At 71.4% G+C, this 24,016-nt stretch carries 27 protein-coding genes; 11 read left to right on the forward strand and 16 right to left on the reverse strand.

Translation table 11 applies throughout. From position 1 onward, the window contains the following. Nucleotides 1–22 precede the first annotated feature (22 nt). Nucleotides 23–730: a metal-dependent transcriptional regulator gene (locus HTZ77_RS42680; protein WP_175595504.1), complete on the reverse strand. Its 708-nt coding sequence runs from the start codon at nt 728–730 to the stop codon at nt 23–25. 113 nt (nt 731–843) lie between these two features. Between HTZ77_RS42680 and HTZ77_RS42685 the strand changes: the two genes are divergently transcribed. Then, nucleotides 844–1,473 (forward strand): UdgX family uracil-DNA binding protein, encoded by a 630-nt coding sequence (locus HTZ77_RS42685; protein WP_205304665.1) that lies wholly within the window; start codon nt 844–846, stop codon nt 1,471–1,473. Between the two features lie 43 nt (nt 1,474–1,516). Here the strand turns inward: HTZ77_RS42685 and HTZ77_RS42690 are convergent, their stop codons facing one another. Both HTZ77_RS42690 and pdxH read right to left on the reverse strand, forming a co-directional pair. Beyond that, entirely contained in the window at nt 1,517–2,755 is a 1,239-nt protein-coding gene (locus tag HTZ77_RS42690; RefSeq protein ID WP_328809098.1) for an MFS transporter, read from the reverse strand. A 10-nt stretch (nt 2,756–2,765) separates the two neighbouring features. Further along, on the reverse strand, nt 2,766–3,419 hold the full coding sequence (gene pdxH, locus HTZ77_RS42695) for a pyridoxamine 5'-phosphate oxidase (protein WP_175595506.1): 654 nt from the start codon (nt 3,417–3,419) through the stop codon (nt 2,766–2,768). Between the two features lie 176 nt (nt 3,420–3,595). Here pdxH and HTZ77_RS42700 point away from each other — a divergent pair, with 176 nt between their 5' ends. Next, the gene (locus HTZ77_RS42700) at nt 3,596–4,702 is read left to right on the forward strand and encodes a citrate synthase 2 (protein ID WP_175595507.1); all 1,107 of its coding nucleotides are present in this window, start codon (nt 3,596–3,598) and stop codon (nt 4,700–4,702) included. A 146-nt stretch (nt 4,703–4,848) separates the two neighbouring features. Further along, nucleotides 4,849–5,958, forward strand: coding sequence for a phosphoserine transaminase (serC, locus tag HTZ77_RS42705; protein WP_175595508.1), 1,110 nt, complete (start codon nt 4,849–4,851; stop codon nt 5,956–5,958). A gap of 70 nt (nt 5,959–6,028) precedes the next feature. Here serC and HTZ77_RS42710 read toward each other — a convergent pair whose 3' ends face one another. The 8 genes from HTZ77_RS42710 to HTZ77_RS42745 form a co-directional block, all read right to left on the reverse strand. Beyond that, complete coding sequence (locus HTZ77_RS42710) at nt 6,029–6,652, reverse strand: rhomboid family intramembrane serine protease (RefSeq protein WP_175595509.1); 624 nt, start codon at nt 6,650–6,652, stop codon at nt 6,029–6,031. A 110-nt stretch (nt 6,653–6,762) separates the two neighbouring features. Then, the gene (locus HTZ77_RS42715) at nt 6,763–7,527 is read right to left on the reverse strand and encodes a crotonase/enoyl-CoA hydratase family protein (RefSeq protein ID WP_175595510.1); all 765 of its coding nucleotides are present in this window, start codon (nt 7,525–7,527) and stop codon (nt 6,763–6,765) included. Between the two features lie 6 nt (nt 7,528–7,533). Beyond that, nucleotides 7,534–8,307, reverse strand: coding sequence for an SDR family NAD(P)-dependent oxidoreductase (locus HTZ77_RS42720; RefSeq protein WP_175595511.1), 774 nt, complete (start codon nt 8,305–8,307; stop codon nt 7,534–7,536). Between the two features lie 48 nt (nt 8,308–8,355). After that, nucleotides 8,356–8,694: an STAS domain-containing protein gene (locus HTZ77_RS42725; RefSeq protein ID WP_175595512.1), complete on the reverse strand. Its 339-nt coding sequence runs from the start codon at nt 8,692–8,694 to the stop codon at nt 8,356–8,358. Nucleotides 8,695–8,748: 54 nt separating this feature from the next. Next, complete coding sequence (locus tag HTZ77_RS42730) at nt 8,749–9,495, reverse strand: energy-coupling factor ABC transporter ATP-binding protein (protein ID WP_175595513.1); 747 nt, start codon at nt 9,493–9,495, stop codon at nt 8,749–8,751. After that, nucleotides 9,492–10,247, reverse strand: coding sequence for a cobalt ECF transporter T component CbiQ (gene cbiQ, locus HTZ77_RS42735; RefSeq protein WP_175595514.1), 756 nt, complete (start codon nt 10,245–10,247; stop codon nt 9,492–9,494). Before cbiQ ends, HTZ77_RS42730 begins: the two co-directional genes overlap by 4 nt. A gap of 9 nt (nt 10,248–10,256) precedes the next feature. Further along, entirely contained in the window at nt 10,257–11,288 is a 1,032-nt protein-coding gene (locus tag HTZ77_RS48595; RefSeq protein ID WP_175595515.1) for an energy-coupling factor ABC transporter permease, read from the reverse strand. A 74-nt stretch (nt 11,289–11,362) separates the two neighbouring features. Then, on the reverse strand, nt 11,363–13,186 hold the full coding sequence (locus HTZ77_RS42745) for a glycosyltransferase family 2 protein (RefSeq protein ID WP_175595516.1): 1,824 nt from the start codon (nt 13,184–13,186) through the stop codon (nt 11,363–11,365). A 339-nt stretch (nt 13,187–13,525) separates the two neighbouring features. On the opposite strand from HTZ77_RS42745, the gene HTZ77_RS42750 reads away from it, so the two are divergent. The 3 genes from HTZ77_RS42750 (at nt 13,526) to HTZ77_RS42760 (ending at nt 14,487) form a co-directional block, all read left to right on the forward strand. Beyond that, complete coding sequence (locus HTZ77_RS42750) at nt 13,526–13,876, forward strand: hypothetical protein (RefSeq protein ID WP_175595517.1); 351 nt, start codon at nt 13,526–13,528, stop codon at nt 13,874–13,876. A 9-nt stretch (nt 13,877–13,885) separates the two neighbouring features. Beyond that, on the forward strand, nt 13,886–14,245 hold the full coding sequence (locus HTZ77_RS48600; protein ID WP_175595518.1) for a ClpX C4-type zinc finger protein: 360 nt from the start codon (nt 13,886–13,888) through the stop codon (nt 14,243–14,245). Nucleotides 14,246–14,349: 104 nt separating this feature from the next. Then, nucleotides 14,350–14,487 (forward strand): hypothetical protein, encoded by a 138-nt coding sequence (locus HTZ77_RS42760; RefSeq protein ID WP_175595519.1) that lies wholly within the window; start codon nt 14,350–14,352, stop codon nt 14,485–14,487. A 100-nt stretch (nt 14,488–14,587) separates the two neighbouring features. Here the strand turns inward: HTZ77_RS42760 and HTZ77_RS42765 are convergent, their stop codons facing one another. Continuing rightward, nucleotides 14,588–15,250, reverse strand: coding sequence for a lipase family alpha/beta hydrolase (locus tag HTZ77_RS42765; RefSeq protein WP_175595520.1), 663 nt, complete (start codon nt 15,248–15,250; stop codon nt 14,588–14,590). A gap of 56 nt (nt 15,251–15,306) precedes the next feature. On the opposite strand from HTZ77_RS42765, the gene HTZ77_RS42770 reads away from it, so the two are divergent. Then, nucleotides 15,307–15,942, forward strand: coding sequence for a TetR/AcrR family transcriptional regulator (locus HTZ77_RS42770; RefSeq protein ID WP_175595521.1), 636 nt, complete (start codon nt 15,307–15,309; stop codon nt 15,940–15,942). Here HTZ77_RS42770 and HTZ77_RS42775 read toward each other — a convergent pair. From HTZ77_RS42775 to HTZ77_RS42785, 3 genes are all read right to left on the reverse strand, one after another. After that, nucleotides 15,929–16,846, reverse strand: coding sequence for a DMT family transporter (locus HTZ77_RS42775; RefSeq protein WP_175595522.1), 918 nt, complete (start codon nt 16,844–16,846; stop codon nt 15,929–15,931). The genes HTZ77_RS42770 and HTZ77_RS42775 overlap by 14 nt on opposite strands. Before the next feature lie 67 nt (nt 16,847–16,913). Continuing rightward, nucleotides 16,914–18,824: an APC family permease gene (locus HTZ77_RS42780; RefSeq protein WP_175595523.1), complete on the reverse strand. Its 1,911-nt coding sequence runs from the start codon at nt 18,822–18,824 to the stop codon at nt 16,914–16,916. Between the two features lie 125 nt (nt 18,825–18,949). After that, nucleotides 18,950–19,618: a response regulator gene (locus HTZ77_RS42785; RefSeq protein ID WP_175595524.1), complete on the reverse strand. Its 669-nt coding sequence runs from the start codon at nt 19,616–19,618 to the stop codon at nt 18,950–18,952. A gap of 219 nt (nt 19,619–19,837) precedes the next feature. Between HTZ77_RS42785 and HTZ77_RS42790 the strand changes: the two genes are divergently transcribed. The 3 genes from HTZ77_RS42790 (at nt 19,838) to HTZ77_RS42800 (ending at nt 22,381) form a co-directional block, all read left to right on the forward strand. Next, a complete protein-coding gene (locus tag HTZ77_RS42790) occupies nt 19,838–21,130 on the forward strand; it encodes a hypothetical protein (protein WP_175595525.1) in 1,293 nt (430 codons plus the stop codon). A 135-nt stretch (nt 21,131–21,265) separates the two neighbouring features. Next, the gene (locus HTZ77_RS42795; protein ID WP_175595526.1) at nt 21,266–21,817 is read left to right on the forward strand and encodes a hypothetical protein; all 552 of its coding nucleotides are present in this window, start codon (nt 21,266–21,268) and stop codon (nt 21,815–21,817) included. A 9-nt stretch (nt 21,818–21,826) separates the two neighbouring features. Next, entirely contained in the window at nt 21,827–22,381 is a 555-nt protein-coding gene (locus HTZ77_RS42800) for a YceI family protein (protein WP_175595527.1), read from the forward strand. 45 nt (nt 22,382–22,426) lie between these two features. On the opposite strand, the gene HTZ77_RS42805 is transcribed toward HTZ77_RS42800, so the two are convergent. Continuing rightward, nucleotides 22,427–23,389: a DUF1838 family protein gene (locus HTZ77_RS42805; RefSeq protein ID WP_328809099.1), complete on the reverse strand. Its 963-nt coding sequence runs from the start codon at nt 23,387–23,389 to the stop codon at nt 22,427–22,429. A 183-nt stretch (nt 23,390–23,572) separates the two neighbouring features. Here HTZ77_RS42805 and HTZ77_RS42810 point away from each other — a divergent pair, with 183 nt between their 5' ends. Beyond that, on the forward strand, nt 23,573–24,016 hold the full coding sequence (locus HTZ77_RS42810; RefSeq protein WP_175595529.1) for an SRPBCC family protein: 444 nt from the start codon (nt 23,573–23,575) through the stop codon (nt 24,014–24,016).

Here is a 24,016-nt window from a genome sequence, read left to right on the forward strand (position 1 = left end):
CAACCAAGCAGCAGCGCGCGCGTCAGCGCTTGGAGACGAAAACGTGCGCGGCAACGTCGCGCGGTAGCTCCGCGGGAGTGTTGTTCGCGTCACCGTCACCTGTCACCCGTACACCGTCGTCGCTCGCCGCGAGCGTGACCTCGCGTCCGGGTTGTATCCCAACTTGCTTGAGTTTAAGCATCACGGCGGGATCGCTTTGCACTTGTTCGCTAATTCGCCGCACGACGACCGGTACGTCCCGGGGACCGGCGAGCGCCGACATCGAGGTCAGGATGGACAGACCCGTCTCGTCGGCCGGCTCCTTGGCCCCCAGCTCCGCCAGGCCGGGGATGGGGTTGCCGTGCGGGCACGTCGTCGGGTTGTGCAGCAGCGTCACCAGCCGCGCCTCCACCGACTCCGACATCACGTGCTCCCAGCGGCACGCCTCGATGTGCACCTCCTCCCACGGCAGGCCGATCACCTCGGTCAGCAGGCATTCGGCGAGGCGGTGCTTGCGCATCACGCGCGTGGCGAGCGTGCGGCCCAGCTCCGTCATCGACAGGTGCCGGTCACCCTCGACGCGAACCAGTCCGTCGCGCTCCATGCGGGCCACGGTCTGGCTCACCGTCGGGCCGCTCTGCTGGAGGCGCTCGGCGATGCGCGCCCGGAGGGGAACGATGCCCTCCTCCTCAAGCTCGTAAATCGTCCGGAGATACATCTCCGTCGTGTCGATCAGGCCGTGTGCGGTCAAGGCTCCTCCCAACTGGAATGCTACGCCGGTCACGGCGGGGACTGAGCCCGTCCGCCTCGGGCACACAAGTCAGAGGAAACCTTACTTGCGGAACTCGCGGACAAGGACCGGCGATGGCAAAGGACGGCAACAACGGGGCGGCCCCGTTCCTTCCCGACCGCCTCGACCTGGACTCCCTGCGTGAGGCGGCGACCCGCTGCCAGGGCTGCGAGCTGTATCGCGACGCCACCCAGACCGTCTTCGGCGAGGGACCGGCCTCGGCCAGGTTCATGCTGGTCGGCGAGCAGCCGGGCGACCAGGAGGACCGCAAGGGCGCGCCCTTCGTCGGGCCCGCCGGGCGGATCCTGGACCGGGCGCTGGAGGAGGCCGGCATCGACCGCGACGACGTCTACGTGACGAACGCGGTCAAGCACTTCTCGTTCGTGCTCAGGGGCAAGCGGCGCATCCACCAGAAGCCGACGGCGGCCGAGGTGGACGCCTGCCGGCCGTGGCTGACGGCCGAGCTGGCGCTGGTGGAGCCGGAGGTGGTCGTGGTGCTGGGCGCCACGGCGGCGCGGTCGCTGCTGGGGCCGGCCTTCCGGGTGACGCGGCAGCGCGGGGAGCCGGTGCCCCTGGGGGAGGCTCTGGCGATCGCGACCATCCACCCGTCGGCGGTGCTGCGCGCCCCCGACCGGGACGCGGCCTACGCGGGCCTGCTCGCCGACCTCCGGGTCGCCGCGGGCACCGTGAACGGCGCCGCCTGAACACGGCACGGGCTCAGGAGGGCTCCAGAGAAGGCGGGCGCCGTCAACGATCGGCGCGGTAGTCCCTGAAGCGGGCGACGGACAGGCCGACGGCCAGCACGGCGGCGGCGCACGCGAGCCCGCCGCCCACCCAGGCCGCCCCCACCCCGAACGCGACGGCCGTGGCGCCGGCCCGCAGGTCGCCCAGGCGCGGTCCGCCGGCCACGACCACGAGGAAGACGCCCTGCATGCGGCCGCGCATCTCGTCGGGCGCGTGGAGCTGGAGGATGGACTGCCGCCACACGGACGACACGACGTCGGCCGCCCCGCCCACGGCCATGAACGCCACGACGGCCCACAACTGGTGGACGAACCCGGCCGCGGCGACCGACAGCCCCCACACGGCGATGACGGCGACCAGGGCGATCCCCTGCCGGGTGACCCGGCCGACCCAGCCGGAGAACAGCGCCCCGGCGGCCGAGCCGATCGCCATGGACGCGTTGAGCCAGCCGAGGGCGAGGGGGTCGCCGCCGAACCGCTCGGCCGCCACCTCGGGGAACAGGGCGCGGGGCAGCGCGAGCACCATCGCGATGATGTCCACCACGAACGACATGAGCAGCACCTGGCTGCCGAGGATGAACCGCAGCCCCTCGACCACCGCCCGGGCGCCGGGCCGGCGCACCTCGCCCTCCGGCTGGAGCGGCGGCAGGCGCAGCGCGGCGTACAGGCCGGCGCCGAACAGGACGGCGTCCAGCGCGTAGACGGCCGCGTAGCCGGACCAGGCGAGGACGAGGCCGCCGATCATCGGCCCGGCGATGGCGCCGAGGCTGTACACCAGGGAGTTGAGGGCGTTGGCCGCGGGCACCAGCTCGGGGGTGAGGATGCGGGGGATGATCGCGCCCCGGGTGGGCGAGCTGATCGCGAAGCCGGTGGCGTTCAGCGCGACGGCCGCGAGCAGGGCGTAGACGTTGTCCAGGCCGGCGAGCGCCTGGAGCAGGATGAGCAGCGTGCTCGCCCACGAGATGGCCGAGCCGATCAGCAGGAGCCGGCGCCGGTCCACGGCGTCGGCGACCGCCCCTCCCCACAGGCCGAAGGCGACCAGCGGGATGAAGTTGGCCATGCCCAGCAGGCCCACCCAGAAGGACGAGTCGGTGAGGACGTAGACCTGCTGGCCGACCGCGACGAGGGTCGCGGCGTTGCCCACGTGCGAGACGGACTGGCCGATCCAGATCCGCCGGTACGCGGGCACGCCCAGCGGCCGGGTGTCCAGGAGATGACGTTTAACAAGCGCCCCGATTGCCACTTAAGGCACATTAAGGGGCAAGTCTCTCCAAGACCCACTGAGTTCCGGTCCGGCGGTAGCGGAGGCGGTCGTGCATGCGGTCGAGCTGCCCCTGCCAGAACTCCACCTCCAGCGGCACGACCCGGTAGCCGCCCCAGAAGTCGGGCACCGGCGGATCGTCCGGCCAGCGCGCCGCCAGCTCCGCGTAGCGGGCGTCCAGCTCCTCCCGCGAGCGCACCACCGCGCTCTGCCGCGACGCCCACGCGCCGATGCGCGAGCCGTACGGGCGGGAGCGGAAGTAGACGGCCGACTCCTCGTGCGGCAGGCGCGTCACCGAGCCCTCGACGCGCACCTGGCGGCGGATGGGGTGCCAGGGGAACAGCAGCGAGGCCCGGGGGTTCTCGGTCAGGTCGCGGCCCTTGCGCGACTCGTAGTTGGTGTAGAAGACGAAGCCCCGCTCGTCGTAGCCCTTGAGCAGGACCGTGCGGGCGCTGGGCCGGCCGCCGGCCGAGGCGGTGGCCAGCACCATGGCGTTCGGTTCGGGCACGCCCGCCTGCAGCGCGTCCTCGAACCAGACACTGAATTGGGTGATCGGATCGGCGGCGGCCCCGGTTTCGAGCAGCGGCTCGCCCTCGTACGTGCGGCGAAGCCCGGCCAGCGAGGGCGGGCGCGAGGTGGCATCCACGAGACGGTATTCTTGCGCGCTCGGCCGTGAACCCCATACCGAGCCCCCGACCTGGGGCGATGGCGTTTCAACGGGTCCGGAGACCGAGCATGACTCGGCAGGGGGTTAAATTGACCCGCCGGTATCTCGACATCAAGGCATTGCCGGAACATGGCAAGAAAGGGAGGCGGCCAATAATGTCCGACTTCAAACCCGGCCTCGAAGGCGTCGTGGCCTTCGAGACCGAGATCGCGGAACCGGACAAAGAAGGAGGCGCCCTTCGATACCGGGGCGTCGACATCGAAGAGCTGGTCGGCCGTGTCCCGTTCGGGCACGTTTGGGGCCTGCTGGTGGACAACAAGTTCCAGCCGGGCCTGCCCCCGGCGGAGCCGTACCCCATCCCCGTCCACTCCGGTGACATCCGGGTCGACGTGCAGAGCGCCCTGGCCATGCTGGCCCCGGCGTACGGCTTCAAGCCGCTGCTCGACATCTCGGACGAGGAGGCGCGCGACCAGCTCGCCCGCGCCTCGGTGATGGCCCTGTCCTTCGTGGCGCAGTCGGCGCGCGGCCTCGGCCTGCCGATGGTGCCGCAGAGCCGGGTGGACGAGGCGAAGACGATCGTCGAGCGGTTCATGATCCGTTGGCGCGGTGAGCCGGACCCCCGGCACGTCAAGGCCATCGACGCCTATTGGACCTCCGCCGCCGAGCACGGCATGAACGCCTCGACGTTCACCGCCCGGGTCATCGCCTCGACCGGCGCCGACGTGGCGGCCGCGCTGTCCGGCGCCGTGGGGGCCATGTCGGGTCCGCTGCACGGCGGCGCCCCGGCCCGCGTGCTGCACATGATCGAGGGCGTCGAGCAGATGGGCGACGCCAAGAAGTACGTGCAGAGTGAGCTGGACAAGGGCCAGCGGCTGATGGGCTTCGGCCACCGCGTCTATCGCGCCGAGGACCCGCGTGCCCGCGTGCTGCGCCGTACGGCCAAGGAGCTCGACGCCCCGCGCTACGAGGTGGCGGCGGCGCTGGAGCAGGCCGCGCTGGAGGAGCTGCACGCCCGCAAGCCCGACCGGGTGCTGGCCACCAACGTGGAGTACTGGGCCGCCGTGGTCCTCGACTTCGCCGAGGTGCCCTCCCACATGTTCACCTCGATGTTCACCTGCGCCCGCACGGCCGGTTGGGCCGCGCACATCCTGGAGCAGAAGAAGACGGGCCGTCTGGTCCGCCCGAGCGCCAGGTACACCGGCCCGGCGTCGCGTCCGCTCAGCGACGTGCCCGGTGCCGCCGAGGTCGCCGGCACCATCTGACCCCGGCGCCCACAAGGCCGAAGGTCAGCTCACCGCCCGGGTGCGACATCACCCGGGCGGTACGGTGCTGCCCAGTCGTGCCCCGCCCACATCTCACATTCCGGACCCGGCGCGAGTCACCCTGACCGGCTCAGTAACCTGGTCGGGTGGCTGACATCGTGATTCCCGCTGACATCAAGCCCGCCGACGGCCGCTTCGGCTGCGGGCCCTCGAAGGTTCGCACCGAGCAGCTGGCCGCCCTCGCCTCCGCCGGGGCGAGCGTCATGGGCACCTCCCACCGCCAGAAGCCGGTCAAGGAGCTGGTCGGCCGCGTGCGCTCCGGGCTGGCCGACCTGTTCTCGCTGCCCGAGGGCTACCAGGTCGTCCTCGGCAACGGCGGCACCACCGCGTTCTGGGACATCGCCTCCTTCGGGCTCATCCGCGACCGCTCGCAGCATCTGTCGTTCGGCGAGTTCTCGTCCAAGTTCGCCACCGTCGCCCGCAAGGCGCCGTGGCTGGGCGAGCCCTCGGTGATCAAGTCCGAGGTGGGCACCCACCCGGCGGCGGTCGCCGAGGACGGCGTCGACGTCTACGCGCTCACCCACAACGAGACCTCGACCGGCGTGGCCATGCCGATCCGGCGCGTGGGCTCCGACGACTCGCTGGTGCTCGTGGACGCCACCTCCGGCGCGGGCGGCCTGCCCGTGTCGATCGAGGAGACCGACGTCTACTACTTCGCGCCGCAGAAGAGCTTCGCCTCCGACGGCGGCCTGTGGATCGCGCTGATGTCCCCGCGCGCGCTGGCCCGCGTCGAGGAGATCGCCGCCACCGACCGCTACGTGCCGGAGTTCTTCAGCCTGCCGGTCGCCGTCGACAACTCCGCCAAGGACCAGACCTACAACACCCCGTCCGTGGCCACGCTGTTCCTGCTGGCCGACCAGCTCGACTGGATGAACGGCAACGGCGGCCTGGCCTGGACCACCTCGCGCACGGCCGACTCGGCGCAGCGCCTGTACTCGTGGGCCGAGAAGTCGTCCTACGCGACGCCGTTCGCCGCGCCGGAGTTCCGCTCGCAGGTGGTCGGCACGATCGACTTCTCCGACGAGGTCGACGCGGCGGCGGTGGCCAAGGTGCTGCGCTCCAACGGCATCGTCGACACCGAGCCGTACCGCAAGCTGGGCCGCAACCAGCTCCGGGTGGCGATGTTCCCGGCGATCGACCCGGCCGACGTCGAGGCCCTGACCGTGTGCATCGACCACGTGGTCGAGCGCCTCTAGCCGGCGGATCACGCGGAGACGCCCCCGCACCCGCCGGCAGGCGGTGTGCGGGGCCGTTCGCGTCGCGAGGTCAGGACGGCAGGGCGGCGGGGCGCTTGCGGCGCAGCACCCAGGCCGCCACGATGCCGCCGATCAGGCCGAACAGGTGGCCCTGCCACGAGATGCCCTGCTGGTTGGGCAGCAGCCCCCACAGGATCGAGTAGTACGCGATGGCCACGCCGACGCCGATGACGATGTCGAGGGCGCGGCGGTCGAACAGCCCCCGGCACACGACGTACCCGAAGTAGCCGAACACCAGCCCGCTGGCGCCGACCGTGATGATCTCCGGGCTGCTGAGCCAGGTGCCGAGGCCGCCGATGACGATGATGAGCGCGCTGGCCGCGAAGAAGCGGCCGAGGCCGCGCACGGCGGCCAGGAAGCCGAGGACGAGCAGCGGCAGCGAGTTGGCCATGAGGTGGCCGAAGCCGACGTGCAGGAACGGCGCGAACAGGATGCCGGCCAGCCCGTCGGGCTCCCAGCCGACGATGCCGAACTGCCGGTCGAGGGTGCCGTCCAGCACGTAGTCCACGACCTCGACGCCCCACATCACGCCCAGGATCACCAGCATGACGACGAGGGCGCTCAGCGCGCCGGTGAGCAGCGTGCCCGCCCCGCGCTTGACCGACTCGTACCTCGCCCTGGAATCGTCGCTCATACGCCCTCCCGCTCCACGCCCTCTCTTTACCGTACGCAGGGCCCGTCATGCGCGCGTGCGGAAAACAACCCCCTCCCCGGGGCGGGGAGGGGGCGAGAAACTCCGCCGGGCTACTCGCCCTTCCACTGGGGGGCGCGCTTCTCGGCGAACGCCGCCGCGCCCTCCATGGCGTCCTTGGAGCCGAACACCGGGTTGATGATCTCGCCCTGGCGGCGGAACATCTCCTCCAGCGGCCAGTCCTGCGACTCGATGATCACCCGCTTGGTCGCCGCGAGAGCCAGCGGCGCGTTGGCCGCGATCTTGCGGGCCAGCTCCAGCGCGCCCTCCAGGGCGGCGCCGGGCTCGGTGATCCGGTTGACCAGGCCCAGCTCGTACAGGCGCGAGGCCGGGTAGTGGTCGCCGGTCAGGGCGATCTCCATGGCCACGTGGTACGGCACGCGGCGCGGCAGCCGCATGATGCCGCCCGCGCCCGCGACCAGCCCCCGCTTGGGCTCCGGCAGGCCGAACGTCGCCTCGGAGGAGGCCACGACGAGGTCGCAGGACAGCGCGAGCTCGAAGCCGCCCGCCAGGGCGTACCCCTCGACCGCGGCCACCAGCGGCTTGCGCGGCGGCCCCTCGGTGAGACCGCCGAAGCCGCGCCCCTCGACCACGGGGAAGTCGCCGGCCAGGAAGCCCTTGAGGTCCATGCCGGCGCTGAACGTGCCGCCCGCGCCGGTCAGGACGTAGGCGGAGACGTCGGGGCGGCCGTCGAGCGCGTCCAGCGCCTCGGCGATGCCCCGGGCCACCGCGCCGTTGATCGCGTTGCGCGCCTTCGGGCGGTTGATCGTGAGCACGGCGACGCCGCCGGACTCCTCGACGAGCACGTCGTCAGACACGTGACCTCACTTGGGCTGGAAGCGGATGCCGCCGTCGAAGCGGACGACCTCGGCGTTCATGTAGTTGTTCTCGACGAGGGAGCGGACGAGGTGGGCGAACTCGCTCGCCTGGCCCATGCGCTTGGGGAAGACGACCGGCGCGACCAGCTTGGCCTTGAACTCCTCGGCGTTGGGGTTGAAGCCGTAGATGGGGGTGTCGATGATGCCGGGGCAGATCGTGTTGACGCGGACGCCGATGGCGGCCAGGTCGCGGGCGGCGGGCACGGTCATGCCGACGATGCCGCCCTTGGAGGCGGAGTAGGCGAGCTGGCCGGTCTGGCCCTCCAAGGCCGCCACGGACGCGGTGTTGATCACCACGCCGCGCTGGCCGTCGCCGTCCACCGGCTCGGTCTTCGCGATGGCGGCGGCGCCGATGCGCATGAGGTTGAACGTGCCGATCAGGTTGACCTCGATGACCTTGCGGTAGGAGGCCGCGCTGTGGGGGTTGCCCTCCCGGTTGACCGTGCGCTCGGCCCAGCCGATGCCCGCGCTGTTGACCACGACGCGCAGCGGCTTGCCGGTGGCGACGGCGGCATCGACGGCTGCCTGCACCTGGTCCTCGTCGGACACGTCGGTGCGGACGAAGACGCCGCCGAGCTCGTCGGCGACGGCCTTGCCGCGCTCCTCGTTCAGGTCGGCGATCACGACGGTCGCGCCGTGCCGCGCGAGCTCGCGGGCGGTGGCCTCACCGAGGCCGCTGGCGCCGCCGGAGATGATTGCTGCAGATCCGTTCACGTCCATATCCCGGACCCTAACCCGCCGACCGAATGAAGTTCTACTCGGGGTGGGTTAAATCTCACCCACAGCGCTGTCGACGTCGGAGTACACCTTGATCCGCCGGTCGAGGCCGGTGGTGCGCAGGATCCGGGCCACCGGGGCCTGGGGCGCCGCCAGCGACACCCCGCCGCCCTCGCCGGTCGCCAGCCGCCACGCCTCGATGAGCACCGACAGGCCGCTGGAGTCCATGAACGACAGCAGCTGGAGGTCGAGGACGAGCCGGGCGCTGTCCTGCTTGATGGCGTCGCGTACCTCGTCGCGGAGGAACGGCGCCGTGAAAAGGTCGAGCTCACCCTCCACGGCCACCACCACGGCGTCACCGAGGGCGTGTCGCGCAAGCCGCAGCTTCATTGGGCCCCTCCTCGATGAGCCACTGTACTTCTCCCGGAGGCGCGGTGGCGCGGCTCAGGCGGGCTCGGCGGGGGCCGGAATGGCGAAGCCGTACGGAAGCTCCAGCCGGTGGGCCGCGAGCAGGCCGGTGTCGGCGAGGAGCTCGCGCGTGGGCCCGTCGGCGGCGATCACCCCGTCGGAGAGGATCAGCGAGCGCTCGCACAGCTCCAGCGCGTACGGCAGGTCGTGCGTGACCATGAGCACGGTCACGTCGAGCGAGCGCAGGACCTCGGCCAGCTCCCTGCGGGCGGCCGGGTCGAGGTTGGACGACGGCTCGTCCAGCACGAGGATCTCGGGCTCCATCGCGAGCACGGTCGCCACGGCCACCCTGCGCCGCTGGCCGAACGACAGGTGGTGCGGCGGCCGGTCGATGGCCTCCAGCATGCCGACCCGTTCGAGGGCGCCCTTGACCGCGCGCTCCAGCTCCTCGCCGGTCAGGCCCATGTTGGCCGGGCCGAAGGCCACGTCGTCGCGGACGGTCGGCATGAAGAGCTGGTCGTCGGGGTCCTGGAAGACCAGGCCGACCCGGCGGCGGACCTCCTTGAGCGTGTCCTTGCGCACGGGCGTGCCGGCCACGGTCACCGTGCCGTGCCCGGCGGTGAGGATGCCGTTGAGGTGCATGACGAGCGTGGTCTTGCCCGCGCCGTTCGGGCCGAGCAGCGCGACCCGCTCGCCCCGGCCGATCGTGAGGTCCACGCCGAACAGGGCCTGCGTGCCGTCCGGGTAGGCGTAGGCCAGACGCGAGACTTCGAGTGAGTTCACAGGGACAGTCCCAACACCGCTAGAGCCGAAACCGGCAGCAGGAGCGCGACCCCCCACTGCGCGGCCGACGCCGAGACCTCGCCGAGCATCGGCATCCGGCCGGAGTAGCCGCGGCTCAGCATCGCCAGGTGCACTCTCTCACCCCGCTCGTACGAGCGGATGAACAGGGCCCCCGCCGAGCGGGCGACGGCCGGGATCTGCCGGACGTCGCGGGCCTCGAAGCCGCGCGACTCGCGCGCCACCCGCATCCGCCGCATCTCGTCCAGGATCACGTCGAGGTAGCGCAGCATGAACATGGCGATCTGCACCAGCAGCGACGGCACGCGCAGCCGCTGCGCCCCGAGCAGGATCACCCGGGGCTCGGTCGTGGCCGCCAGCAGGATGGAGGCGACCACGCCCAGCGTGGCCTTGGCCAGGATGTTCCACGCCGCCCACAGCCCGGGCACGCTGAGCGAGAGGCCGAGCACCGTGGTCCGCTCCCCCAGCCCGATCACCGGGATGAGGAAGGCGAACAGCACGAACGGCAGCTCGATCGCCATCCGCCGCAGCACGTGGCCGGGCGGCACGCGGGCGGCCCAGGCCACGGCCGCCAGCAGCAGCGCGTACGCGGCGAACGCCCAGAACCGCTCGCGCGGCGTGGCCACCACGACCACGGCGAAGGCGAAGGCCGCGAGCAGCTTGCACTGCGGCGGCAGCCGGTGGACCGCCGAAGCGCCCGGCAGGTAGAGCTGGTGGTGGTGCCCCGCGCCCACGACGTTTCCTCAGACCTTGACCTGGTCGTCCCCGGCGGCGGGGGCGTGCCCGCGGGTGCGCGCCGCGTAGGCGACGGCGCCGGCGACGAGCAGCACGATGCCCACACCGACGACCCCGGCCACGCCCACGGGGATCCCGCCGACCTCGCCGTAGTCGCCCAGCGGCGACCAGCTCATCAGGTGGTCCGTCGCCTGGTCGAGGAAGCCCTTGTTCTCGGCCACGGCCTCCAGGCCGTCGGGGCTGGAGGAGGCGAAGAACGACACGACGCCCGCCAGCAGCAGCGTCAGGCCGACGCCGCCGAGCAGGAACGGCCGCACTCCGTGGCCGGCCGTCGCCGGCCGGGCCGCCGGCTCCACCGTCGTGACCCCGTCCGGGCCGCGCAGCACCAGCGGCGAGGCCAGCCCGCGCGCGCCGTACACGAGGTCGGGCCGGACGGCGAGGACCGCGCCGACCGTGAACGCGGTGATGAGGCCCTCGCCGATGCCGATGAGCACGTGGACGCCGCCCATCGCCGCGGCCACCGCCGACACCTCGATCGGCGCGGTGCCGCCGATCCAGAACAGCAGGGTGAACGCCAGCGCCGCGGCGGGCACCGAGATCAGGGAGGCGAGGAACGCGGCGATCGTCACCCCGCCCTTGCCCCGGACGAGCTGGGTGACCAGCCGGAAGACACCCCAGCCGACGAGCACGGTGACGATGCCCATGATCGTGATGTTGATGCCCAGCGCCGTGAGCCCGCCGTCGGCGAAGAACACGCCCTGGACGAGCAGGACCACGGCCATGCACAGGACCCCTGTGTAGGGACCCACGAGGATCGCCGCCAGCGCGCCTCCGAGCAGGTGCCCGCTGGTGCCGGCGGCGACCGGGAAGTTCAGCATCTGCACGGCGAAGATGAACGCGGCGACGAGGCCCGCCATCGGGGCGGTGCGGTCGTCGAGCTCGCGCCGGGCGCCGCGCAGGCACACGGCCACTCCGGCCGCGGCCACGGCTCCGGCGGAAACGGACACGGCCGCGTTGAAGAAGCCATCGGGTACGTGCACGGCACATCCTTCACCTAGGGCAGCACAACAGCCCTACTTTAGGACATTGTCTTGCACCTGCACATAGTTGGCAATTAGGGCAAGATCCTTCGTAGCACGGTACGAGCGGTGAGCTTCCGGACCACCGCGCTCAACCGTCCCTTACCCGGCGTCGCGTACGGCCGCACGCTGCGGAACATCGCCCCTCCCCACAGGCGGCGCGGCGCGGCCACCGTCTCGGCGTCGGCCTCGACCCGGAACCGGGCGGGCGGCCCGCCCACCACCACCTCCAGATAGGCGTCCCAGGTGCCCGGCGACAGGCGGCCGATCGCGGGCCGGGCCGCGAACCCGCCGCCCGGCAGCGGCACCACCCGCTCGGCGCGCTCGTCACCGGTGCGCCGCTCGCGCCAGATCAGCCGGCGCAGCGCCGACGCGCCGGGCGCCGACCCGCCGACCGTGACCTCGCCGTCCATGGCCAGCCGGCTGCCCAGCGCCCACCGGGTGCGGGTGACGCGCACGCTGCCGGGCACCGCCGCGAGGTGCCCGCCGACGTCGACGCTGAGGTTGCCGTTGTCCTTGGTGAAGTACGGGATGACGACCGCCTCGCCGACGAGCCGGGCGGCGGGCCGGGCGACGTCCTCGTCGCGGTCGGCGCCCAGCCGGCCCGTCCGCAGCACGCCCTCCAGCTCGATCGCGATCCGCGCGTCCCAGATGCCGGAGCCGAGCAGCGAGACGTCCAGGCGGGCGGTGAAGCGCTCGCCCTCGCACGCGGCGGGCACGACGACCTCACGCCCCGCGTCGTGCCGGTCGCGCAGCACCAGCGACATCGCGTACGGCAGGTGGACGCCGTCGAGCCCGGCCGTGCCCGCGACCACGAGCATGCCGTCCTCCCAGCGCAGCGCCGTCAGGCGGCGGCGGACGGCGGCGGCCTCGATGTCGGCCAGCCGGCCGAGCCGGTCGACGTCGTCGAGCGAGGCGACCCGCTGCCGGCCCATGCGGCTGAGCCGTGCGTGGACCCCCGGCGTCAGCCACTCGTCGCACAGCGCCGCGACCTCCTGCGCGATGCTCTTGCGGCGCACGGGGTCGGACTCCAGGAACGGCACGCCGAGCTGGGCCAGCACGTCCAGCCGGAAGTGCCGCAGCAGCAGGTGGTCGCGCAGCGGTCCCGGCGGGATGTGCTCCAGCATGAGCTGGACCGGCCCGCGGATCATGGTCAGCCAGCCCACCGGGTCGCGGCTGCCGGACTGCTGCATGATGCTGCTGCCGTCGGGCCGGGCCACCAGGTGGTAGCAGTCGTGCTCGGCGACCACGGAGATCACCCCGGCGTGGCAGTAGGCGTGGACGGTGAAGTAGATGTCCTCGCCCACGAGCCGGCTCTCGGCGAAGCGGATGCGGTGGCGTTCGAGCATCTCGCGGCGGAAGAGCTTGAAGCACGACAGGCTGTTGTAGACCGCGCTGGCGCCCAGCTCGGCCCGCTCGGCGTCGCGGGCGAACATCGAGACCGGGGCGCGGCGGCCGTGGCCGACCATCTTGCCGAGCACGATGTCGGAGCCGTTGCGGTCGGCCATGGCGACCATGCGCTCCAGCGCCTCGGGCCCGAGGTAGTCGTCGGCGTCGCAGAAGAAGACGTAGCGCCCGGTGGCGTGGTCGAGGCCGACGTTGCGCGGGCGCCCGGCGCCGCCGCCCTCGCCGCGCAGGCGCACGACCTTGACGCTGGCCTTGTGGTAGGCGGCGTAGAGGTCGAGCAGCTCGGCGCTGCCGTCGGTCGAGCCGTCGTCGACGACCACGATCTCCTTGCGCACCCGCTGCACCAGCACCGAGGTCAGGCAGCGGTCGAGGTACGGCCGGCAGTCGCGGGCCGGGATGACGACGCTGACGTCCACCGTCTCGCCGTCCTTCGCCGATGTCGTGATAGCCACAGCCGCGCCCCTCGCCGCTACAGTCCGCCTCCACTTGGATTCAGTATGTGATGAAGCGCGGTGGGCGCGTGGGGCGATCGGCGGACTTCACCACCGGCTTTTTTCTCGTCCCCTCACGACTCCGACAATTCTTCCCGTAGCCCGGGGAAAGCCCAGCTAATATCGCTAACCGGTCACCATTCGTCAGCACCGAATTACTTTCAGGAAGGCGTTTCTCCACCGCGGGGTGGAGAACTTTCCCACTGGTAGGAGTGCCGTACCCCGGCGCCTCCGACGGTGATCCGCCGGCCCTCGTCACGCGTCTACGCTTAGGCAATCTCGACCGGGGAGGTGGCGGGAATGACATCTGATCTCCGCAGGCACGGAGAAACCGGCTCGGCCGTACGTGCCGCCGAGCTCATCGTCTCCTCGGCACGCCTGCGGGAGCTCTCCGAGTGCTCGGCGCTGCTCCGCCGTACGCGGCTGAGGGCCGAGGAGATCGTGAAGGAGGCGCGGGAGCTGCTCGCGGAGGCCGAGCGGCAGGGCGACCCCGACCGGATCCTCGCCCTCAGCGTCCAGCTCGACGAGGCGCGCCGGGCCTACCGCAAGGTGGTCACCGCGTACGTGACGATCTGCCGCCGGATCCGCGAGGAACGCCAGGAGATCGATCAGGCCCGCATGACCCTTGTCAGGCTCAGCCTGACGGATTAGTGTCAGGCCATGCCTGACTGGAAAGAGAAACTGCGCTGTTCGTTCTGCCACAAGGGGAGCGCGGACGTCGCGAAGCTCATCGCGGGCCCCGGCGTCCACATCTGCGACGAGTGCGTCGGCCTCTGCGTCGACATCCTGGAGCAGGAGCGGCTCGCCACCTCCACCGAACCCCGCCTGCCCATGTGGGAGAGCATGACCGAGGAGCAGATCCTCGACCACCTGCCCAAGATCGTCGCCGTCCAGGTCCAGGTCGACGACAACCTGCACGACTGGGTGCGCCACCTGCGCACGCGCGACGTGAGCTGGGAGCGCATCGGGGCCGCGCTGGGCATGACCCGGCAGTCCGCGTGGGAGAGGTTCCGGGAGTGACGCCTTCCGGGCCGCGCCGCGGCCGGATTTCGCGGCGACCGATATCCCGCGAACGGTAAACCGATGTGACCGGTGGGGCGTCCATCCTGCAAGGGAGGCCCACCATGAGCGTCCTCGACGGCCTCGCGGCGCCGGATCTCGCGGAGCTCCGCCTGGAGCTGCTGCTGACCGCGGCGCTGCACCACGAGGCAGAGCGGCTGACCGCCCTCCGCGACCATGCGGAGCGGACGGCCGCCGATTGAACGGGCTCCAGCTCCCCGGCCGCACCCGGGGAGCTGGAGTTGGGGGCCCTCGATCCGGTACGGGGTCATCCCGCCTTGCCGCGGGCGCGGAAGGCGGCCGTCAGGCCGGGCAGCCGCCGTTCAGGGCGGTCAGGACCGCGCTGATGAACGCCTGGTTCCCCGGCTCCTCCGCATGGGGCACGCCCGGGATCTCGGCCCGGCAGGCCACACCGTCGATGGTGTCGTTGCGGGTCTCGTCGAGCGAGCTGGCCAGCACGGTGTAGCGCACCGCGCCGGGGGTCGGGTCGCCGCTGTTGAGCTGCTGCATGAACGAGCCCGAGGGGCACATCTGGCCGCCCTGCGCGACCGGGATCAGGCAGGCGGGCCAGTAGCCGCGCTGGCCGGTGCCCATGGAGACGTAGCTGAGGGTCTTGGCCGCGCCGCCCAGGGACTTCAGGTAGTACCGGGCCGACAGGCCGCCCATGCTGTGGCCGACCAGGCTCACCTTGTCGGCGGCGTGCGTCTGGCGCACCTGCTCGACCAGGGCGGCGATGGCGTTGGCGTTGGCGACGTTCTCCTCGCCGGGCAGGTCGATGGCGTACGTCGGGTGCCCGGCCTGCTCCAGCGCCGCCTTCATCGGGGCGAAGGAGTCGGGCGTGCCGTTCCAGCCGTGGACGAGGATGACCGGCTCGCCCTGGGACTGCCGCGCCCAGGCCACTCCCGAACTCGTGCTCAGGGCCGCCGACAAGACGACGACCCCCGCTCCTGCCAGCAGACGCCCCATGGTCGCCACCTAACTTACTTAGTGCTCGGTAAGTGAGTTGCGCTAGGTTTAGCACCATGAGCCGCGCTGATCAACCCCTCCACGGGGACCAACCCGTCACGAACCGCCGCGAACGAGCCCGCCTGCGCCGCGAGGAGATCATCCTCATCGCCTCCGAGCTGTTCGCCGAGCGCGGCTACCGGGGCACCGCGCTGGCCGACGTGGCCGCGCGGGCGGGGATCACCGAGCCCGGCCTGCTGCACCACTTCGGCAACAAGGCGGGGCTGCTGCTGGCGGTGATCGAGCGGCGTGACCTCGACAGCGAGGCGTTCGCCATGGAGCTGCTCGGCATGGAGCCGGCCGACCGGCTGCGGGCGCTGCCGGAGTTCGCCCGGCGCAACAGGGAGCGGGCGGGCCTGGCCAAGCTGTTCACGGTGCTGGTGGCCGAGAGCCTGGAGCCGGACGCGCCGGGCCACGACCACTTCGTCGCCCGCTACCGCGCGCTGCGCGCCATCGTCGCCGACACCATCCGCTCGGCGCAGGAGGAGGGGCTCACGCGGGCCGGGCTGGACCCGGAGACCAAGGCGGCCGAGATCATCGCCACGCTCGACGGGCTGCAGACCCAATGGCTGCTGGACCCGGAGGCGGTGGACATCGTCGCCGCCGTCGAGTCCTACGCCCGCACCCTGGAACGCGACCTCACCGGGACCTGACCGGCGAGGCGACCGGCTCCCGCGGGGCACGGGCCGCCGGGCGGCGCGACACGGCGACCCCGGCCAGGCACAGCGCCCCGCCCAGCAGGGTGACCAGCCCGGGCACCTCACCCAGCAGCGCCCACGACATGGCCACCACCAGCACCGGCACCGCGTAGGTGGTGGCGCCCATCTTCCCGGCCGTGGTCCGCGCCAGGGCGAACGCCCAGGTGGTGAACGCCAGCGCGGTCGGGAACACCCCCAGGTAGACCATGTTGAGCGTGGCGGACAGCGGGGCGCGGGCCGCCTCGCTCACCAGCACGCCGGCGAAGGGCAGGCAGGCCACGGTTCCGACCAGGCATCCGTAGAAGGTGACCTGCAACGCGCCGGCGTGGCGCAGCGCGGGCTTCTGCGCCACGACGCCTCCGGCGTACGACATGGCGGCCAGCAGGCACAGCAGCACGCCGACCACGGAGGCGTGCCCGCCGCCGGACACCGAGGCCCCGACGACCACCGCGCCCGCGAACGACACGCCCATGCCGGCCAGCAGGGGCCGGGGCAGCCCCTCGCCCAGCAGCCGCGAGCTCAGCAGGGCGATGAGGATCGGGCCGATGTTGACGACCATGGCCGCGGTCCCGGCGTCCACCTCTCGCTCGCCCCAGTTCAGGACCACCATGTACACGCCGAACCACAGCACGCCCGAGGTGGCGATCCCCGGCCACGCGGCCCGCGGCGGCCATCCCACCCGCCGGACCAGGGCGATGGCGCCCAGCACGAGCGTCCCCGCGAGCAGCCGCCCGAGGGCCAGCGCGCCCGGGGAGTAGGCCGCGCCGGCGCTGCGGATGGACACGAAGGCCGAGGCCCACAGGACGACGGTGACACCGGCCGCCGCCAGGGCGGGCCACTCGCTCTTTCGGAACACCATGGCCCCACGGTATGGGGACAATCCTTCGCCGTTGACCGAAATGTCCCCACCGTGCGGGGGCGGCGCCTCAGCCGACGTGGACGTGCGGCCGGCGTTCCAGGTCGCGCTCGGCCTGGCGCAGCACCTCCCGCGTGAGGGCCGGCACGTCGCCGCCGCCGAAGACCAGGTAACGCAGCATGGCCACGACCGGGTTGCCCTCGGTCCAGTGGAAGTAGATGTGCGGGGCCCCGCCCGTGCGATCGCGCAGGTAGAGCAGGATCGCGGCGAGCGTGTTGGGCACCGCCGAGCTCTCGACCGTGAGGATCTTGTGGCCGTAGCGCTCCTCGCCCCTGACGTCCAGCTCCGTCTCGAACTCCGACGCGTCCGGCACGGTCACCTCGACGAACATGACCGGCTCCGAGCTGCGCAGCCGGTGGTTGAGCCACGTCTCGCGCACCTTGGCGTTGTACTCGTCCTGGTCACGCCGGTGCGGCTCGTTGGCGATCAGGTGGACCTCCCCGCACGCCTCGTTCACGAACTCCTCGGCCAGCGGGTCGAGCCGCACGTCGGTGACGCGCAGCTCGGTCGATCGGGTGGCCCGCGACAGCAGTGAGGTGAGGATGATGGCCGCGATGAAGAAGGAAGCGATCTTCACGCCCTCGGGCCGCTCGATGACGTTGTCCACCAGCGTGTACGCCAGCACCAGGGAGATGACGGCGAAGCCGGCGCTCGCCCCGTGCTGCCGCCTGCGCCGGGCCGACAGCGTCACCGCGACCGCCGCCGACAGCATGAGCACCAGCACGCCGGTCGCGTACGCGCCGCCCTGGGCGTCCACGTTCGCGTCGAAGATGACCGTGATGGCGAACCCGATCGCCGAGAAGACCAGCACCAGGGGCCGCACCGCGCCGGTCCACTCGGGCGCCATCCCGTAGCGGGGCAGGTAGCGGGGCACGAGGTTGATCAGGCCGGCCATGGCCGAGGCCCCGGCGAACCAGAGGATCGCGATCGTGGAGACGTCGTAGACGGTGCCGAACCAGTCGCCGAGGTAGCCGTGCGCGAGGTAGGCCAGCGCCCTTCCGTTGGCCTTGCCGCCCTGCTCGAACTCGTGGTGCGGGATGAGCACGGTCGTCACGAAGCTGGAGAGGATCAGGAAGACGCTCATGATGAGGGCGGCGGTGGTGAGCAGCCGCCGGGCGCCCCCGATCCGCTTCTTGATGTCGCCCTCGATCACCGGCATCACGGCCACGCCCGTCTCGAACCCGGACATGCCGAGCGCCAGCTTGGGCATCACGATCAGCGAGAGCCCGATCATGGCCAGCGGACTGCTGTATCCCGTGCTGAGCGCGTCCCGCCAGTCCACCACCACCTGCGGCTCCTCCAGCACGTGCAGGAGCGCGGTCGCCACCACCACCGCGTTCAGCGCCAGGTAGACGAAGACCAGCACCACCGCGATGCCGATGGCCTCGCTGAAGCCCATGAGGAACACCCCGCCGAGCAGGGCGAGCAGCAGCAGCGTGACCGGGACCGCCTGCCCCTGGAGCGCGTCGGGGACGAGCGGGTTCTCCAGGATGTGCGCCGTCGCGTCCGCCGCCGACAGCGTCATCGTGATCACGAAGTCGGTGGCGGCGAACCCGAGCAGGGCCAGCACGAAGATCTTGCCCCACCACTGCGGGGCGAGCTTCTCCAGCATGGCGATCGAGCCCTGGCCGTACGGGCTCTCGGCCGCCACCCTGCGGTACACCGGCAGCGCGCCCAGCAGGGTGAGCCCCACCAGGAACAGCGTGGCCAGCGGCGACAGGAAGCCGGCCGCCAGCGCGGCGATGCCCGGCTGGTAGCCCAGCGTGGAGAAGTAGTCCACCCCGGTCAGGCACATCACCCGCCACCACGAGTGCTTGACGTGGGGACCGTGCTCGATCTGCCTGCGGTCGGTCTGCAGACCCTCAAGGAGCCACGAACGCAGCGTTCCCTCGGTAGCGACTGGCCGTTTCGCCAGCACCATTTCGGACACCCTTCACGAAACACGCCTAAAGCCGAAAGCACACTACCCAGCCCGGAAGGGCAAATGGCCAGGTGAGGGCGTCAAGAATGCGTATGAATGCATATATTTCGGCAGCCGAGGCGGCGTCACGGCTTGAAGCGATATCCCATGCCCGACTCCGTGATCAGATGGGCCGGATGGGCCGGGTCCCGTTCGAGTTTCTTGCGCAACTGGGCCATGTACTGGCGCAGGTAGTGCGTCTCCTTGACGTGACTGCTCCCCCACACCTCCGACAGCAGATGGCGCTGGCTGACGAGCTTGCCCGGATTGCGGAGCAGGATCTCGAGGATGCCCCACTCGGTCGGGGTCAGCCGCACGTCCCCGGAGATCGTCTTGGCGGTCAGGTCCACCGTGTGGTCACCGATCTGGATCTTGGCCAGCTCCTCCTCGTGCAGGCCCGCCCGGCGGGTCACCGCGCGGATGCGGGCGAGGAGCTCCTCGATGTTGAACGGCTTGGTCACGTAGTCGTCCGCGCCGGCGTCCAGCGCCTCGATCTTGTCCTGGTGCGCGTACCGGCCGGTCAGCACGATGATCGGGACGGAGGTCCAGCCGCGCAGCCCGTGGATGACGTCCAGGCCGTCCAGGTCGGGCAGCCCGAGGTCGAGCAGGACCAGGTCGGGGTGGAACTCCGCGGCCTGGCGCAGCGCCGCCCCGCCGTCGGGGGCCGTCGCGACCTCGTAGTGGCGGGCCACGAGGTTGATCCGCAGCGCCCTGAGGAGCTGGGGCTCGTCGTCGACGACGAGGACGCGGGTCACGGCGCCACCGCCCGGGACGAGACGGGCAATGCGAGGATCATGGTGAGACCTCCCCCTGGTGTCCCGCCGTTCCAGCTCGCGCTGATCAGCGCCTTCCGGTCGCCTGGACTGTAGCGCACCGCGTTCGGCAGCAGGTCGATGAGCTTGATGCCGGCGGGTTGACGGCCGCCGCCCCCTGGGTCAAGATCACGTCAACTGACGCGCCCACCGGGGAGCCGCATGGCCGAGCACTGGACGGCGACCGCTCTGACCTGGTTCGTGAGGATGGCCGCCGCCGTGGCCCTGGCCTCGTCCGCGACGGCACCCGCCCACGCGGACACGCATCCCGCGCCGCTCAAGGCGTTGAGCCTGACGGGGCTCAACCTGACCACCGGTTCCGACCCCTACACGACGCCGCCGTCGGCCGAGTACGAGCAGGTGGGGATCGCCGGGGCGCTCACCGGGACCGACCGCACCGCCCTGCCGGGCAGCGAGGACGCCGGCTGCGCGGCCCGGGCGTCCTATCTGCCGCGGCTGCCGGTCCGTACGTGGTTCTGCTGGAACCCCGGCGCCCAGGGCGACAAGCAGGACCTCCCCCACTCCCCCTGGGTGCCGCAGGGGCTGGCCACCTCCGGCGAGGCGCAGCTCGGCGGCATCCCGATCGGCGGCGACCACAGGACGCTCATCGCGAGCTGGGCGTGGCTGAACTCGCCCGACCTCGACGCGCCCGACTACCGCACCAACTCCGTCATCCTGTCGGTCGTCGACCTCGACGAGCGCCGCTACCGCGACGTCCTGCCGGTGTGGGTGGACGGGCAGGGCAGGCTGCGCCGCGTCTACGGCCACGGGGGCGGTCTGGCGTGGTACGGCCCCTACCTGTTCATGACCTCCAGCTCCAACTGGAACGGCTACGCGGGCCCCGACTCCACGCGGCACACCATCCGGGTGTTCGACACCCGCAAGATCTACCGCAAGCGGGACGGAAGCGGCGGCGACTACAGGTACGTCATCCCGGAGGTGCGGCACTACATCACGCCGATCCTCTTCGACTACGTCTCCCTGGACCGCCGCAGCTCCGGCGGCGCGACCCTGGTCGCGGGCACGTACAAGCGCTCCGGCGGCACCTCCGCCTCCCTGGCGGGCACCAAGCTGGTCCGCTACCGCTTCCAGCCGCCCCCGGACGGCGACTACCGGCTCGCCGCCGCGCCCGCCCAGGCGTGGGTGTCCACCGTCCCGGCCGACCCGGCCGACGCGATCAGCGACGTGCAGGGCGTCCAGGCCGACGGCGACCGCCTGTACCTCGACATGTCGGCCGGCTCCCACCCCGGCCCGGATCCCGGCAGGCGGTTCGCCACCGTGGACGTCGACGGCGCCGCCTCCACCTGGACGATCAACGCCCACACGCGGTGGGCGTACCGGCCGGAGGACCTGTCGCTCTGGTACGGCACCGGCGAGCTGTGGGGGCTCACCGAGGGCGAGGAGGAGCGGGTCGTCTTCTCCGTCGGCGTGGCCGACCTCCCGGCACCCGCGTGAAGCGGGCTCCGGCAGGGTCGATCCACCGCCAAGAAGCATCCAACGTCGAGGACGACGCGTGCGGCGCTGCGTGCCATCGGGTATCCCGCTGCACGAGAAAGGCATGACCCGAAAGATCACCGAAAGCGAGCGCACATGGCCGACAACCCGCTGATCGTCGTCCCGGCCCCCACCGAGACACCGGGAGGCGCCGGCATCACCTGGTGCACGCTCTCCCCCGACGGATCCGCGCTCGCGCTCGCCGCCTACGAGGCGAGCGGTGTACAGGACTCCTCGGCCGACGTGCAGGCCGACCCCAAGACCATCCAGCTCGCCATCTCAGGCTCCCAGCAGACCACTCTCAAGGTCACCATCGACGGCCAGAGCGCGGACGACCTCTTCCTGCAGATCTTCGAGAACGGCCAGGACCGCGGCAACGTGAACGCCGGCGGCTGCTGGAACCCGTGCGGCTACAGCTCCCTCGCCCAGTCCTGGAGCCCGCTGAGCGACCCGCTCTTCAGCGCGGCGTACGCGGTCAAGAGCCAGGCGTCGGACGGCTGGAACGGAGCGGCCTGCGACGCGTTCGCCGCCGGAATCGTCCTGGGCCTGGTCGCGGCGAGCTTCAAGGAGGGCTGGCAGGTGTACGACGCCTACGAGCGGATCCGGTCCATCGCCTGGACGTTCGTCACCATCGGATGCGGCTCGTAGGGCGGCGGAATGAGCATCACCGCCGGCGGCTACACGCTGGGACCCGAGTCCGGCCTGCTCGTGGTCACGACGACGCGTGCCGGGTTCGGCGCCAAGGCCGGCCATGATCTCACCATCGCGGTCACCCGCTGGCGGGGCGACGCCACGATCGACCCCGCCGACCCGGCCGGCTCCGCGGTGAGCGTGGAGGTCGACGCGGAGTCGTTCGAGGTCTGCGAGGGGACCGGCGGCGTCAAGCCGCTCACGGCCTCCGACCGCGCGGAGATCGAGAAGAACATCCGGGAGAAGGTCCTGCACAGCGCGCGCAACCCGGTGATCACGTTCCGGTCGTCGCGAGTCGAGGGGACGGCGGAGTCGTTCCGCGTCGAGGGCGACCTCACGATGGCCGGCGCCACCCGGCCCGTCGTGGTCGAGGGCTCCGTGGCCGGGGGCCGGGTGACGGGCTCGGCGGTCATCATGCAGTCACGATGGGGGATCCGGCCGTACTCGGCGTTCCTCGGCGCGCTCAAGGTGGGCGACGAGGTCGGGGTACGGTTCGACGTCGGGCTCGTACCGGCGCGATAGGTCCCTCCCAGCCGCCCTCGGCGAGCGGCTGGGATCAGGGTGCGGTCAGGCCTTGCCGTTGGCGGCGCACCAGGCGGACCACGTGGTGGCCCCCTTGCCGAGCTGCTTGTTGTAGAAGGAGGTCCAGGAGTTCTCGCTCGGGCCGGGCGCGGTGGGGGCGGCCTTGTAGAGCGGGTAGGCGGCCTCGACCTCCGCGCGCAGCCACGGCTCGATCTCGCTGTAGGACTGCAGCGACCAGCTCCGCGCGTGGTAGGTGAGCTGCCCGCGGACGTCGGTCTCCGGCAGGCACATGAACGGCGCCCACGGGCTCGTCCTCGCCCAACTGATCTTGGTCTTCATCGCCCCCTTGGGGACGGTGCCCGCGACCGTGCGGGTGGCGACCTCGCGCTCGTCGACGTAGAAGTCGAACATCTCCTGAGCCGCGTAGACGCCGTTCACCAGGCCGAACGACTCGCCCAGCGCGGTCTTGAGGTCCGTGCGCACCGGGATGTCGCTGGTCCACTCGGTCTCGTCGTGCATCTGCCGCAGGGGCGGGCCGACGTAGGAGGAGGTGACGTTGAACGGGCCGAAGTTCACCGCGTCGTTGTTGATCGGGACGACGGGGTACGTCTTGAGGTCGATCGGGTTCTTCCACTCCCGCAGGACCTTCGTCGGGTCGGCGGGGTCGGTGTAGAAGACGATCTCACGGGAGAGCTGGTAGAGCTGCGTGGTGCCGGGCACCCGGTACAACCGCCGGATGTTGTAGCCCTCGATGTTGAACAATTTCTGGCCGTGACGCAGGCTCGGGTCGTACGCGTTGCCCTCGATGTTGGCGTAGACGGAGCCCGAGATCCGGAACACCATGTCCCGCCCGTCCGGACGCCCGTTGGTCTGCAAGGACAGCAGAGCGCTCTTGTCCGTGACCGTCTTGTACACCGGACCCGGGGCTGTCGGATCATCCAACTCGTCGCCCGCCGCCGCGCCGGGAACGGCGACACCCACCGCCAACGCGGTGAGGGCTGCGGACACGATCAAACCACGACGCTTGAACAAGGGTGCTCCATGCGCTGCAGAGGGTGACATAACCAGCGAGATCATGTCAGTTGCCGCGTCTCACCCTCAACCATCACTTTCGTGATCATTCGGAGCTTCCCGGCAGGGAGCAACCTTGCCACAATTCCGCGACAGAACGCGCAGGCATGGGAGGCCGGGGTGTCGAACAGGGTGCTGAGCCACCACTTCCGCGTAGGCGTCGCACCGGAGAAGGTGTTCGAGCACCTCACGACTCCGGAGAGCTACATCGGCCTGTCCCCGCTCGTGATCGCCGTCCGTGACGTGGACCGTTCGGAGGCCGGAGTGATCCGGTACACGGCCGTCGAGCGGTTCCGCTTCCTCCGGTTCCTCACCTACGACAATCCGATCGACGTGGCACTCCACACCGACGGCCTGTCCGTGTACGGCGAGGTGCGAAGCCCCGGACGCGTCCGCATGGCCTACCGCTTCGACCTCGCGCCGGACGGCGCCGGCACGCGGGTGAGCGACCGGCTCGACCTGACGGCGCCGTGGCTCGTGGCCGGGTTCGCCGCCGGCCAGGCGCGCAAGGTCCAGCTCGCCCGTGCCCGGATCCTGGCGCGACGGTTGTCCCGGAACCCATGA

It is taken from the genome of Nonomuraea montanisoli, assembly GCF_013363975.1.
In the GTDB taxonomy this organism is placed as follows: Bacteria; Actinomycetota; Actinomycetes; order Streptosporangiales; family Streptosporangiaceae; genus Nonomuraea; species Nonomuraea montanisoli.